Genomic DNA, 13814 nt, shown 5'->3' on the forward strand with positions numbered 1-13814 from the left:
ACCATGGGGCGATTTTGTGGAGCATGCTAATGTTTGAGATGTGGTATGTTAAATACGCCAATAGTGCCGGAGCAATTCCTGAGGTCACAGTTGAATGAGTAAAATCAAAGTCATGCATCTTACCTACGATATGCGCATTGGTGGCACAGAAATGGTAATCAAAAACATCATTGAAAGCTGTGACACAGAAAAATTTGTCATGTCTATTTTTTGCATCGAAAAACCAATTGGTCCTTGGGGGTTAGACTTACAAAGCTCAGGTATTCAAATATCCGCAAAATCGCGAAAACCTGGTTTTGATACCTCGCTAATTACATTCATTCGAAAACATCTCAAACAAAATAATATTGATGTAATTCATTGTCACCAATACACCCCTTGGGTTTATGGAGTGTTGGCAGCCTTTGGTCTCAAAACTAAAGTTATTTTCACTGAACATGGGCGCTTTTATCCTGATTCAAGTAGTTGGAAAAGGAAACTAGTCAACCCATGGTTATGTAAAATTACCGACCACATAACATCCATCTCCAAAGCGACCAAACAGGCATTAATAGATTTTGAGAACATCCCTAAAGACCAAATTCAGGTCATTTATAATGGTATAAAGCCTTTAGCCTATAGTGAAAATGAAGTTACCCTTTTAAAACAAAAGTTTAAAATCTCGGAAAACGCTAAAATACTCGGAACGGTTGCACGCCTTGACCCAATAAAAAACCAATGCATGATGGTCGAAGCCTTCTCTATAGTTTTACGTAAGTTTCCTTCAACATATTTGTTTATAGTTGGAGACGGTGACGAACGCCAAAAGTTGGAAAATTTAGTTGATACTCTACAAATTCGGAAAAATGTTATATTTACAGGATATATATTTAAACCAGCTAATTATATTGCAATGATGGACATTTTCTTGTTGTCATCATTATCGGAAGGCACTTCCATGACCCTACTTGAAGCAATGTCCTTAGGTAAACCTTCAGTGGTAACAGATGCTGGTGGGAACTCAGAGATAATAATTAATAGATTAAATGGTTTTACAACAGAAAATGACAATTCAGCGGCATTTGCTGATGCTATAGAAGCCATATTAAACAAGCATGATTTAAATGAATTCCAGCATGAAGCTTATAGAATTTTTAACAGCTATTTTTCGATTGATTTATGTTTGGGCCACTATAGTAAATTGTATGAAAATCTTTAAAGTGCATCCCCTCAAATCAATTATTTTAATCTCCCAAATTTGGGTTCAGTAAAATGTTCTCTCTATCACTTTTTTGCAATTCTTTATTCTATCGAATTTTGCGAACATGGTTCAATCCCGTAAAAGTGAAACATTAAAAGCTTAGTTGACCTGACTCGTTTGAAGGACAGCCATGAACAGCTTTAATTCAAAATTTCATAAGCTCCAAAGGGAGAAAATTTTTGTCGCTAACTAATAGATCAATTCAAAGTTCAATGTGGATTTTATTTATGGGACTTTTTCAACGCGGCGCAGGTATCATTAGTATGATCATCCTAGCTCGCCTCTTGACTCCCACCGACTTTGGAATAGTAGCACTAGCAACTATATTAGTATTTTTATTTGATACCTTGTCAGAACTAGGTAATAAGCAATATATTATCAGTAAATTAGATGTTAATGATGATGATTTAAACACGGCTTGGACACTAAACATTATATTCAAACTAGTGATTTGGGTCGTGTTTTTGTTGTTAATTCCCTATATCTCTCAATATATGGAAAAGCCAGAGATTGCTCCAGCCCTTTACCTCTTATCACTCTTATTGCCGATCCAGGCAATGGGAAATCCAGGCGTATGGCTATATTTGAGGGAGTTAAATTATCGACCTTTTGTTAAAGTGACTATGGTTTCCAAAACCCTCGGGTTCATAACCGTTATATCATTAGCGTTACTATTTGAAAATTACTGGGCGATGCTAATAGGTACATTACTTGGATATCTTGTACCTGTAATATTGAGTTATTACATTCACCCCTTCAGACCAAGTTTATCTCTCAATCGTGCAAAAGTTCAAAGCAGCTATTCTCAATGGATAATATTTAAGGGATTAGTTGGATATTCTCGCTCTCAAGTTGACTCCATGTTGATCACTAAATTCTTCGATTTGAAAATAGTAGGGGTGTATACAATGTTAAAAAATATTTCTGCTATTCCAGGACAGCAAATAATTGCACCTCTGGTTGAACCTTTACTCGCTGTTTTTTCTAAATCGAAAAATGATAAAGTTAATTTAAGTTACCAGTTTAATTTATCCATGTTAGTTGTTCTTATTATGGTTATGCCTATCGCTGTATTATTATTTAATTTTCACTTTCAAATAATTGGTATTATTCTTGGTTCAGAGTGGGTCCAGCACTCTAATTTATTAGCTGCAATGATTTTTTTACTCATTAGCTTTTCTATATCAGGGATACTAACGCAGATTTTAATCGCTTTAGATAAGGTAAAGTTCATATTTTATTACGACGTAATTTCATTTATTGCTGCTGCTGGGATACTAATCTTTCTTCAAGGGCAAAGTATTGAAACATTCACTTGGGCAAGAAGTTTAATTGCTATTTTTACATCCATTTTTCTTCTCGCTTTTGTTATTTGGCAACTTAAAACTTCGTATATTCATTCATTTTCATTAATTCTTTTGCCAGTACTTTCTTCTCTCATTGCTATTTACCTCGCGAAATTAATCGTAACGTTATTTTCTGCTGAAGGTATTGTCGAACTAATTATTACAGGGTTTATTTTTGGAATACTTTATTTAACCATTTTAGCGATTGCACTAAGTACCTACAAAAAACCACAAGAAATCATACAGCTAAAAATCATCCTAAACGACTACTTAAAAAACGTACAAAATAAAATCAAGGCATTCAAATGAAATTCAGTAGAACAATCAATATGAAAACATATTTAATGAAAGTGAAGATTGTGGAAATGATTAAATTTGACTACCAAAGCCTTAAGCTAATATTCTCAATTTTTTTCTACTTAAAATATTATTTTTATAAATTGACCAATAATCATTATAAAGCAATTAATACTCTATCTATGCTTTATCGCACTGGATGGGCTGGCAGTAAAAAGCCGACCATTAGCATCATCAAAAGCATATTTTCAAAAAATAGTGAATTTAAAGAAACATTTATTCAGCGGGTTATAGAGTCAGTAAAGCCATTAAAAAACACTCAAAAATTTTTTAGTGATGCAACCGAACTATTTGAAGGTGTAATGATAGTTTTGAAATCACCCTCGACGACCGAGAAGGGGGTAATTATTATTGCTTACAGCTATTATTTTCCCCTAGCTTTTAAACTATTTGACATGGAAAAAATTGCTGAAAGATACCATTTTGTATTAGAACCCAGTTGGTCAGGATTATGTGATCCAGATATTCTAGTTTTTACAAAACTAAGTGATCCCGTTTTCGTTATGGCCTTTGAACAACGCGATGCAGACTTTATCAAGGGAAGTAACACCAATTTAGTTCCCTTAGCGATAAGTGCCAATTGGTGGGTAGACTATCGATATTTTCTAATGTCAGACGAAAACAAGCGCGATATCGACGTTATCGTGGTGGCTGCTTGGGCAAAATTCAAACGTCATGCCAATATATTTAAAGCGATAAAGGCCCTCAAGGATCAAGGAGAAAAACTAAACATAACTTTAGTAGGCTACCCTGGTGATATGACAATGGACGACATTAAAGTGTTGGCTAATTACTATGGTATAAATGAACAAGTCACCTATTACGAATGGATACCACCGCAAGAAGTCGCTAAGTTAATGATGCGCGCAAAGGTAAATCTACTTTGGTCGAGAATGGAAGGCGTAAACAGAGCAATCATTGAAGGCATGTTTTGTAATACCCCCTGTATATTAAGAGACGGATTTAATTACGGTCAGAAATATTCATATATAAACCTTAGAACAGGTGAATTTTCCACAGAAAATGACCTGCCAAGCACAATACTAAAGATCAAGAATAACTATGCTACGTATTCACCTCGTGCCTATGTAGAAGAATTCCACACCTGTGAGGTAGCAGTAACACTTTTAAATGAGGTAATAGCAGAACATTGCTATAACACCAAAGATGCAACATGGAGCAACAACATAGACCTCAAGGTAAACGAACTGCATGGCATGAAGTATTTTAGTAGTGACTTATTAATTAAATATGCCGACGACTATAGATGGATTAAAGAGACCCTTAAATAATGATAATTGCAGACACTAAAATAGCAATTGGACCGATGATTGGCTTACCTTCTACAGATTGGGTTGGCAAGGATATAGGCGAAGAAATACATAAAAAATATAGTAATGTCACTTTTTTTGAAGAATTTTCAGAGTCTTTGGCCGCTGATGTAGTTTTAATTATAAAGGTAATGCCACCGATTTCTTGGATACTGGGGATGAAAGCGAAAGGAATTAGGCTGATATATATTCCAGTCGATATATTCTTTTCGCCCTATAAAATCACCAAGCATAGAGAAAAACTCAAGCAATTCGATGCTTTGTGCATTCACAATTCAAGACTCGCAAATTTACTGGGTAAATATAACTATAATATCTACTTCATTGACCACTATTTAAAATATCACTTGGAGCCAACACCCGAATTTAAAGCCGATGGCTTTATTCTTTGGGTGGGGCATTTAGAATACCTTCCCGCGCTAGTCATTAAGTTGAAAAATAATTCAATCAGTAAAGAGTTATTAGTACTGGCTGACTTAGAAAAACTAGTTCATTACAGAAAAGGCATGCAAATTGAGCTGGCCACCGCAAACATCCCATGGTCAGAAACACAACATTCGGATGGGAGCTATACGATCTGCGGCATCAAGGTAAAACAATGGTCTGAACAAAGCCAGGAAAAAGCCCTGCAAGAATGTAAAGCAGCCTTTGACACTAAAGCAAATAGCTTTGCCCATAACCTGAAGCCACCAACCAAGGCGCAAAAATATATTTATAACAATATCCCTTTTGCTACAGATTGCTATTCATACTCATCACAATATTTCAAAGAACGAGGCTTGATTATTCCTACACTGGAAGAAACCGACCGTTGGTTGTCGAAAGAATATTTTAATGAAATAAAGGAATACAATTCACATTTCAAATACCAAGTTGAAAAGGCATACGTCGCCAATTGCTATTTAAAAATCGTTAATAATGTACTTAATACCCCTATAAAACCAAATTCAGAAAAGAGCATTTTTAAAGACAACGTAAATTCTAAACTCGCTCTATTACACAAAATAAAATTAAAAATTTTTAGTTTACTTATTTTCTAATTTGTAAAATTCAGAAAGAAAGCCACTTGTTATGAAAAAAATATCAACTGCTATGGTTCCGAGAGTCATATTTAAAAAGCCCCTAAGTGGTTCGTGTAATCCACCTCCCAATACCAAAGCAAAACTATGTGAAAAAAGTACTAAACACGCAGCAATAAAGCGAATTAAATTGAAATTATTGTCTCGACCATTTGCATAACTTGATAACAGCGTATTTTGCATAATATTAGTCAGCTGTGTGATTTTCGTTGATTCTTGGAAAAAGAACTGATTATAGATTTTACATACAAAATGTATTCATAAAAAATGTCATTAAGGCTATTTTTTTCGTTTGCGTAAGATGGTACTGAAAATTCATTGCACCAACTTTTATTTAAGTTTAATCCGCTTAATTTTCCGACAGTCCTAGATTCATTTTCTCCATTATTTATAACCCAGGCCACAGAAAGTTTTCCGAATGGAGCTAATTCATAGTTTTTATTTTTAAAGTATTCCTTAGCAATAACATGATGCCCTAGAATTTCACAAATAAACTCACCTGAACCGGCGCTCTTTAATTTTTCGTATGTATCCATGAATGAATACTGAGTGAAATCTATATTTGACAATTTATACAAGGCCTCAGATTTAAAAATCAAAGTGCTGCCACAATAATTATTCATTCCTGCTTTTCTTTGAATCCGATGATTATTAAAGTCATAAAGGTAACCTTTTTCTAACCACCACCCCCCTTTTGATTCTTCTGCTGCTACAATATCTAAAACCAAGGTATTGCTAACTAAATCATCAGCATCGAGCATCATATAATAATCAACAGGATAATTGTTTTTTGCATACAATAATCCAACCAACCTTTTAATTCCCCTATCGTATAAAACATCTGACCTGGAACTAGGGATGATAAAGTCGACTTCCAAATAAATAATCCTTGGATCATTGAACTCAATATCTGGTTTTTTGTTGCACACCACAATTAGGCGAAAATCCCCTTCTAGTTGTGCACAAACTGAACGTGCAGTATGCTCAAATAGAGCTTCAATATGAGTGTAATTTTTTGAAGAATTAGGATGTCGTATGCAAGTTAGAAATATAAACATAATTTACCGATAAAAATGATTCAGAAACTATTCATGATGCCAGATTTAGAAGAAAATGAATATACTTAACGACAGAGCGCTATTTAAGTCAACGTTAACAAGGTAGCCTAAATTATAATCAATTTCAATTGAGCGATACTAGCACCTAAAAATTGACTCATTATTAAAGAACAGGCATAGTGCTGCGATTGTATTCAATAGTCACAACATATGAACCGCTTGTTCAGGAGCTCAAATTTTGTACAACCTCAGTAACCTGAAAATAAAATGACGATAATCTCAGCAAAAAAAGTCGATATTCAAGAAGACACTTTGGTCACTGTAGTAATTCCTGGTTACAAAAGTAAATACATTGTCGAAACAATAGATTCTGTCTTAAGTCAAACTTACAAAAACTTAGAAATAATTGTTGTTGATGATGGTAGCCCCAATAATTTGAAAATTGTATTGGCTGATTTAATTACATCAGAAAAAATTCGGTATATTTACCAACAAAATCAGAAAATGGCAGCCGCCAGAAATAATGCCATCCATCATGCAAAAGGAAAATTCGTAGCATTTATTGACGATGATGATCTTTGGCTGCCGGAAAAAATTGAAAAACAGTTAAAATGTTTTGAAGATGACAACGTTGGGTTAGTGTACACGTTTGCAGAAGGCTTTAACCAAGAGAAGAGTGTATCGATTAAAAATTTCGAAATTATCCACAGAGGGAATATTTATTGCGATATTTTTATGCAAGATTTTATAGCAAATTCGTCAGTTATGGTCCGTAAAAGTTGTTTTGATCAGATTGGAGTTTTTAACTCATCTCCCGAGTATTTTGGTGTTGACGATTGTGACATGTGGACACGGATAACACATCGATTTGCTGCTGACGTCATTCCCGAGAAACTGACTAAAATTCGTTTACATAGTGAACAATTCAGTGGGGACAGAAATATCATGCAGGAAAACGATTTAAAAGTCAGAAGTCAGTTAATGCAACAACTGCACCTACCCTCTAGGTATAGAAGAAAATATTTTCAACGTGTTTATTTTGATATAGGTTTTGGTTTACGCAAAACGGACAAAAAGAAAGCTGCTAGTTACTACCTTAAAAGTTTTTTTTCTTCGCCTTCTGTCAAGTCCATATTAGCAGTGTTAAAGTTGCCATTAACTTGAGATCAACCGATTAACTTTCGAATTTTTTTCTCCATGACTCTTAAGGGTCCAACCAGTTTCCACCAAATGCTTAAATAAGCCTCATCAAACAGACTTCGATATAATGTTTCGTCTTTTTTAACCGATATTAGATGTTCGCTTACTACCCCAATTAACCCTTGAACATAATAATCAAATTCTAAATGCAACGCTGCTATAGCTTTTTCATCTATCTGTGGTTTTACGGCCTCTTGATATAGACTGAGGGCTATATTGTTTATAGGATCAGTTGAGGTAACAGAATATTGGTTTACATGATTTCTTAAATCAGGACTGATAAATGCATATGCCTCACCGGATTTTTCTAATAATTCCGGCGCAACTGGAACCAAAAATTTCCTGACACACATTTCAGTATCTTTCATCAAATTATCGTAAAGTAAAACGGTATATTCTGACTCAGAGTAATTCTTAAAACTTGCTAAAGTATAATGAACCCATAGGATCAATGATTTTTCAAGTGAAAAACCATCGCGTCTTTCTAAAGAACGGAATACCTCATAAGGATGGCGAACCATAATGATATAATGAGGCTTAATTTTAAGATCATTAAACACTTTCAACCAAAATGGCATTAAAACAGAGGTCCTTGGATCTTTAATGCCCCAGAATGTCTTGCCTGAATATTCACGTGTGAGCAATTTTTTAGCTTTTAACTCTTCAGTCTTCAAGTCAAACGCTAAAATATCTTTTTGTACACCAAGAGGATCATCCCAAGATGATTCAAGTTTTTTAAATAAACTTTCATTAATTTCAACTATGTGAGAGTTCTCAAAAAAACCTTTATCATTAACCCCTTTCTGAGCTTTAAACAGACTACTCCCCATAAATACGCCCATATTTGCGAAGACTCCAGATATAGCGGAAGTACCACTACGATGCATTCCCAGAACAATAACTGATTTATTTTGATGAAATTTATTCATTTGAGTCTTATTTGTTTATAGATTATTGGTCTCGAGTATGAACTAAATCAAACTCAACATGCTTGATCATACTTTGGTACTTTTGAGATTCTATCGCCCAAATTATCTGACATTCTGGCTGACCAAGCGATAGGCATGTCTCATATACAGAATTTGTAAGTTCTCTGATCGCCAAAATGTAATGGTCTGACAAAAAATTGTAAGCAATAACACCAGTATTGCAGATTCTCACCTCATCCTTGATATCGTCGCTACTTAGCATTCTATTTATGTATTCAATTGTTTGAGGCATTGCTCTCAGATAGCGTTCTTGCTCTTTTGCCTCTTCTACCTCTTCCCAAATATTTGTTTTAGATCTAGGTGTGTATCTAATCAGCACGGCAGCATCTTTACCTGAGTTAAATAATGTAGACAACTGATCGGTGATACGGCGACTATCAAGGTAGACAACATAATTTCCTAAAAAATTATGTTGAATAAAATCTTCTGAAAACTGCAAAAACTTTACTTTTTTAGCAAGCAAAGAAGAACCTACACTATTCCCTTCTCCTAACTCGCCATCCCAAAACTGATACGTCCATCCCTTACTAATAATTTCTGCTTTTAACCTGCGATTATTAGTAAAAAATAGAGCTTTGTAACACTGAGGGGCTTTGGGTACGACCGACTCTATATTCAAAAAATTTCTCACCCAAAGTGGTGTTGTGCTTTTTAAAAAATATTTTACAAGTTCTTTGAAATCTTGTGACGACTTTATTTTTATAGGCCTTTGAAAGCGCTCTCCAAACCAACACGAAATAACTAAAATAGACCCCATTTGTAAATACACCTTTAATAATTTATTAGTCTCTTAAAAACCCTTCTGGGGAAACAAGTTACTTTAACGATCCTTTTTTAGTCAACCATTTACGACTAGGGACTTCAATAAATTTGAAAGTAAATACTGACAAAAGAATTGTAAAAAATATATAAATAAAAATAACTTTAACTGTGGCTATTTGATCTTGTGGTATGAGTAGCATTGTGACCATTGCCTTTACAAAATAATGATTCAAATAAATTGAATAAGAAATATCGCCCAAAAATACAAAAGGTTTGTAAGAGAGAAAGTTATGAATTGTATTTTCAAACGAAATGAAGGTTAATAGCAAAAATGAAAACAAAATAGGAATATATAGAAAGTTCTCGGGTATACTGCTCATGGCAATTAACAAAAGAACAATAGCTAAAATGAACAGCCCAATTCGAGTATTAATTTTAATACTGCTCATTCTCGTGGAAATAAGATAAACAAGAATACCGCAATTAAATTCAGTAAAACATCTTAACAATCCCAAAGTACCAATATAGTTGCCAATAACATTACTACCTTTTTGGATATGAAGGATAGCTAGTAAAAAACATAAACTACAACAAAAAAGTAACCTCAAAAAAATCGACCATTTTTTCATGGTAAACATAATAAAAGGTAAAAGCAGATAAGCAAATAATTCTGCACTTATAGTCCAAGATGGTGTATTCCAAGTGCTCCAATAACGTTCATTTATCACCCAAGTGTCAATTAAAAATAACTTTATAAAAAAAGCTTCAACACCATAATATACCTGATCAACAGGTCGACCGGTTAAAAGGTGAGCGACTGGTATTAATAAAAAACTGATAAGTATAAAGATATGTAAAGGCGCTATTCTTGCTACACGTTTGACAAGGAAGTTGAAAAAATCTTTCCATTTTAGAATATAAGAAAAAGTTGCATTATATTTATAACTCAAAATAAAACCACTTAGGACAAAAAAGAAGTCTACCGCTAAATAACTATTTTCTATTATTGCAACTAAGGGATTAAAATTAATATAGTGAAGAAGATGCGATTTAAAATGATAGAGAACAACTAATATAGCTGCGAAACCTCGTAGCGAAGTTAAATAATTCATTGATTGTCAATTTCCCTTTTGCTATTTAAGTTGCTCAAAGAAATTGTTAAGCCATACAGGTAATACATCCAAGGATAATATGCAATACCTACAAACAAACCACCAGTACAATAAATTATTAGTGACTTGTTTAATGAATCAGACATAGTCATTTTCCATCTTTCTTTACTAAACCGAAGTTTTCTATTAATAAGGTAAATATGCGAAACAATACCCAAAAATAAAAAAAGACCCACAAAACCTTGTTCACCTAATACCTGAAAAATAATACTGTGGAATGCTTTCCCATGTGGATTGTCTATAATCCTCTGTTCTTCATTAGAATATAAATGAAGTTGATTAGCGTTGTCTAGATAGGCATAGAAGCCTCCCCCAGTTATTGGATGTTCGGTTGATACATAGTGCAAAGTCCATTTCCACACTACTAACCTTCCGACCGCGGATGCTTCAGATGTTGTTGCCTCACCTGACGAGATACTCTCCATTCTATTAAACCAAGCATCAGGTGCAAAAAACAAAATGACTAAAGGAAACATTGCAGCAAGAAATGTGACACGGATCTTTTTCTTAGTAGACTTAATCATCAATAGCAATAGGACAATTAAAGCAATTATTCCAGTTCGAGCTTGAGTACCGACGAGAGTCAATAATGAACAAAAAACATATCCATTGAAGATCCATTTAAATAAAAGGGAATTTTTAGCAAACAATGAGGTACTAGACACATACCAAAACATGGGAATCATGCAGACAGCCAAGGTAGCTAGCGTACTTCCTTCACCATACATAAATGTCGATGAACCGACAAGCGAGATACCATATCCTCCGCCTCCTAACAATGACTTCACTCCAGCCACAAAAATAAAAAAGCCAAATGCGCTTGCGGCAACAACAACAAATAGTTCGATATCACTTCGTTTTTTTAGAACGAACGGTATGAAGTAAGCCGCCAAAACAGTTTTAAATACTACATCAAACTTAAGCCAAGCTAAGATAGGATATTGAGCGTTTAATGTTGTTATTGTAATCCAAACCATAAATCCAATTAAAAAGAGATGGTATTTAAAATTAGTCGGGGCCTTTATCTGCTTAAAATTGATGGCTAGACTCAAAAAAAAGCACGCTGTTACAATCATAGACAGCGGGGTACCTGCCAGAAAACTAAATGATGTATCTTGGGGCTTTAAGATATCAACCCAGATAACAGCTACTAAGGCGAAAACAGGTTTCGAAATTCCGATAATCAATAGTAACAATAATATTAATAAATAAATAAGGTCAGTAATCAAGAGTTTAACCAACAAATAGTGAGTAAAAAATCACTGGAACATAGTTTAAGATAGGATGAGAACGGTCCATACTTACTCCCTTTCCTTAACTAGTTTTAAGCGATATACCCAAATAACGCGTAAGATTATTATCAAGTGAATCAGAATCCCCAAAGAATCGACTCCCATAAATCAACTTTCCCCTATTAAATAAAAATACTGTTAATTATTTTTCTCTACTTTGTAGACTAAAAAAATTGGTGGTTTAGTATATTGATTAGTTGAATCTGCGTGCTTAAATGACAGATATAAAGTGTTTTGTGAGTAATCAAACGCAGCTCCGCTAATGTTTTTTTGAGCCATTTCTACTGGGATATCGAAAACGCCATAATCATATGGTCGAATATCATAGCTTTTCTTAACTCCGCGGTAGACATCAAGCATATCTTTTAAATCCCACATCCAATAGTAACTATACGAATCAGCATTATCATAAGGACAAGGTCCGCCACATGTTCGACCGTTTAACTGTTTTATTTTATAACCCAAACCAGACTTATGCCCTGCGGAGCTCCCGACTGTTAAAAATGTCCTAGATTCCGGTATAACAAAACCATAAACCACTCCTGAGTTAACAGTCCAAAGATGGTTTTTTTTGTCCTGATTGTATAAAAGAAAATCTAAGTTCGGGCGTTGCTTATAAATGCCTTTATCATATAGCGGATTTTCTGATGTAAAGTCCAGTAAGTCCAAGGTCTTAACTTCGCCATATTCTTTTGAGAACATATCAGTTTCAGGGTTGAAAGCAAACGCTGTAGGTCCTTTTGATAATCGTCCAGAGATCGAAAGGCCACTTTGAGAACCGGTAAAGTGGCTTGCATTAAATAAAGAGTGCCATTCCTGAGGAATGGGGGAAATGTATCCTGCGGCATGCGTTTTTCCTTGAAGCTGATAAGGGCCTTTTATTAATGAGCTTTCAAGAGAATCCGCTTCACTAAAAACAAGGCTAGTATTAATTTCTAACTCATTTGCATCATACCAATTTGTATAATTTACCATCAAATGATTACCAATTAGTTCCAAACCTGTAACTCGAAATCGCTCTTTGATACCGGTATCAACTCTCGAAGTATCCCAAAAAAACGAAAAGGGTTGTATCGGTTCAGCAATCTCAAATTCGGTAATGAGCTTAGACTTAGCTATCCATGGTATTTTAAACTCAGCTATTGCATTGGCATTGGTATTCCCGACAATAAAGATCGAATTATTAATGGGATTATAAGTAAAAATCCCCAGAGAGTAATCTGAACTTGCGCCTCTGATTTTCGACGTAGAATTCGTTGAAATTCTAAACCCCCCGTAGTACGAAAGCCAGTCTATGCTTGCTAAAGGCCTATTTAACAATTGGCTTTCAGATACAAATTGAAAAGATTTTTCTTGCGCAACCTTTGCGCTCTTTTGATTTGGAGTATCTGAGAAATCTTTATTCAGTGTCTGAATTGTTCCATCTACTTCTTTTATCGAGTTATAATTAAGAAAAAAATCTAAGTCTTCCACAAAATCAATGCCATAGCTCAGATATAAATATATTTTAATAACTGACAAATTTACTACTATTCCATTGCTATAACATTCTGACAGTTCAATTCTTTTATCCACTATAAAAATACAACTAAAATTTATAAATCGACCGACGGAAAAAAACTCAAAAACTTTAGAATATGACAAAACAGCTATTCGATTGTTCATCCTTAAATCTGTGGTTACTGCATCATCAAAGTTAGTTATAAAATTCAAAATATCGGCGAGCTCAGGTCGGGTTACTCTAGGGTAGCGAGCTGGCTTCTCATACTTAAAGCTTTCTGGGCCAATATAACTTTTAGCTTCATCGCTTATCTTATTTTCAGCATCTACGATAGGAGAGTGAGAATCACTGAAAATGAATAGCAAAAATAAAACAAATATAGGAAAGAGGACACATATTAGTTTGATTGATTTTTTCATTTACATTTATCAACAGTTTTAAGTTTTAAGTTTTAAGTTTTAAGTTTTAAGTTTTAAGTTTTAAGTTT

General features: G+C 34.2%; 12 protein-coding genes. 5 read left to right on the top strand and 7 right to left on the bottom strand.

Annotation, left to right across the window (positions count from 1 at the left end; all coding sequences use genetic code 11):
• Window positions 1-94: 94 nt before the first annotated feature.
• The 4 genes from NWQ57_RS10855 (at window position 95) to NWQ57_RS10870 (ending at window position 5314) form a co-directional block, all read left to right on the top strand.
• Window positions 95-1198 (top strand): glycosyltransferase, encoded by a 1104-nt coding sequence (locus NWQ57_RS10855; protein WP_306022169.1) that lies wholly within the window; start codon window positions 95-97, stop codon window positions 1196-1198.
• Between the two features lie 221 nt (window positions 1199-1419).
• Window positions 1420-2895 carry an oligosaccharide flippase family protein gene (locus NWQ57_RS10860; protein WP_306022170.1) on the top strand — a complete coding sequence of 492 codons (1476 nt, stop codon included), beginning with the start codon at window positions 1420-1422 and terminating at the stop codon, window positions 2893-2895.
• Window positions 2892-4235 carry a glycosyltransferase gene (locus NWQ57_RS10865; RefSeq protein ID WP_306022171.1) on the top strand — a complete coding sequence of 448 codons (1344 nt, stop codon included), beginning with the start codon at window positions 2892-2894 and terminating at the stop codon, window positions 4233-4235. Before NWQ57_RS10860 ends, NWQ57_RS10865 begins: the two co-directional genes overlap by 4 nt.
• A complete protein-coding gene (locus NWQ57_RS10870; RefSeq protein WP_306022172.1) occupies window positions 4235-5314 on the top strand; it encodes a hypothetical protein in 1080 nt (359 codons plus the stop codon). The genes NWQ57_RS10865 and NWQ57_RS10870 overlap by 1 nt, the downstream gene beginning before the upstream one ends.
• Here NWQ57_RS10870 and NWQ57_RS22675 read toward each other — a convergent pair.
• Together NWQ57_RS22675 and NWQ57_RS10875 are read right to left on the bottom strand one after the other, a co-directional pair.
• Window positions 5300-5536, bottom strand: coding sequence for an acyltransferase family protein (locus NWQ57_RS22675; protein ID WP_372340911.1), 237 nt, complete (start codon window positions 5534-5536; stop codon window positions 5300-5302). The two genes, NWQ57_RS10870 and NWQ57_RS22675, sit on opposite strands and share 15 nt — an antisense overlap.
• Before the next feature lie 8 nt (window positions 5537-5544).
• Complete coding sequence (locus NWQ57_RS10875) at window positions 5545-6411, bottom strand: glycosyltransferase family A protein (protein ID WP_306022173.1); 867 nt, start codon at window positions 6409-6411, stop codon at window positions 5545-5547.
• 267 nt (window positions 6412-6678) lie between these two features.
• Here NWQ57_RS10875 and NWQ57_RS10880 point away from each other — a divergent pair, with 267 nt between their 5' ends.
• A complete protein-coding gene (locus NWQ57_RS10880; RefSeq protein ID WP_306022174.1) occupies window positions 6679-7575 on the top strand; it encodes a glycosyltransferase family 2 protein in 897 nt (298 codons plus the stop codon).
• Between the two features lie 2 nt (window positions 7576-7577).
• Here the strand turns inward: NWQ57_RS10880 and NWQ57_RS10885 are convergent, their stop codons facing one another.
• The 5 genes from NWQ57_RS10885 to NWQ57_RS10905 all read right to left on the bottom strand — a co-directional run bounded on the left by NWQ57_RS10885 (window position 7578) and on the right by NWQ57_RS10905 (window position 13746).
• Entirely contained in the window at window positions 7578-8540 is a 963-nt protein-coding gene (locus NWQ57_RS10885) for a sulfotransferase family protein (RefSeq protein ID WP_306022175.1), read from the bottom strand.
• A 22-nt stretch (window positions 8541-8562) separates the two neighbouring features.
• On the bottom strand, window positions 8563-9357 hold the full coding sequence (locus NWQ57_RS10890; RefSeq protein ID WP_306022176.1) for a hypothetical protein: 795 nt from the start codon (window positions 9355-9357) through the stop codon (window positions 8563-8565).
• A 58-nt stretch (window positions 9358-9415) separates the two neighbouring features.
• Window positions 9416-10474: an acyltransferase gene (locus tag NWQ57_RS10895; protein ID WP_306022177.1), complete on the bottom strand. Its 1059-nt coding sequence runs from the start codon at window positions 10472-10474 to the stop codon at window positions 9416-9418.
• A complete protein-coding gene (locus NWQ57_RS10900; RefSeq protein WP_306022178.1) occupies window positions 10471-11763 on the bottom strand; it encodes a putative O-glycosylation ligase, exosortase A system-associated in 1293 nt (430 codons plus the stop codon). Before NWQ57_RS10900 ends, NWQ57_RS10895 begins: the two co-directional genes overlap by 4 nt.
• A gap of 201 nt (window positions 11764-11964) precedes the next feature.
• A complete protein-coding gene (locus NWQ57_RS10905; RefSeq protein ID WP_306022179.1) occupies window positions 11965-13746 on the bottom strand; it encodes a hypothetical protein in 1782 nt (593 codons plus the stop codon).
• Window positions 13747-13814 lie beyond the last annotated feature (68 nt).

Source organism: Paraglaciecola sp. (assembly GCF_030730205.1).
Classification (GTDB): domain Bacteria; phylum Pseudomonadota; class Gammaproteobacteria; order Enterobacterales; family Alteromonadaceae; genus Paraglaciecola.

What these genes read in the sequence shown, in the direction of transcription:
- NWQ57_RS10855 (WP_306022169.1), top strand. Translation starts at nt 95, where the DNA reads ATGAGTAAAATCAAAGTCATGCATCTTACCTACGATATGCGCATTGGT.
- NWQ57_RS10865 (WP_306022171.1), top strand. Translation starts at nt 2,892, where the DNA reads ATGAAATTCAGTAGAACAATCAATATGAAAACATATTTAATGAAAGTG.
- NWQ57_RS10870 (WP_306022172.1), top strand. Translation starts at nt 4,235, where the DNA reads ATGATAATTGCAGACACTAAAATAGCAATTGGACCGATGATTGGCTTA.
- NWQ57_RS22675 (WP_372340911.1), bottom strand. Translation starts at nt 5,536, where the DNA reads ATGCAAAATACGCTGTTATCAAGTTATGCAAATGGTCGAGACAATAAT.
- NWQ57_RS10875 (WP_306022173.1), bottom strand. Translation starts at nt 6,411, where the DNA reads ATGTTTATATTTCTAACTTGCATACGACATCCTAATTCTTCAAAAAAT.
- NWQ57_RS10880 (WP_306022174.1), top strand. Translation starts at nt 6,679, where the DNA reads ATGACGATAATCTCAGCAAAAAAAGTCGATATTCAAGAAGACACTTTG.
- NWQ57_RS10885 (WP_306022175.1), bottom strand. Translation starts at nt 8,540, where the DNA reads ATGAATAAATTTCATCAAAATAAATCAGTTATTGTTCTGGGAATGCAT.
- NWQ57_RS10890 (WP_306022176.1), bottom strand. Translation starts at nt 9,357, where the DNA reads ATGGGGTCTATTTTAGTTATTTCGTGTTGGTTTGGAGAGCGCTTTCAA.
- NWQ57_RS10895 (WP_306022177.1), bottom strand. Translation starts at nt 10,474, where the DNA reads ATGAATTATTTAACTTCGCTACGAGGTTTCGCAGCTATATTAGTTGTT.
- NWQ57_RS10905 (WP_306022179.1), bottom strand. Translation starts at nt 13,746, where the DNA reads ATGAAAAAATCAATCAAACTAATATGTGTCCTCTTTCCTATATTTGTT.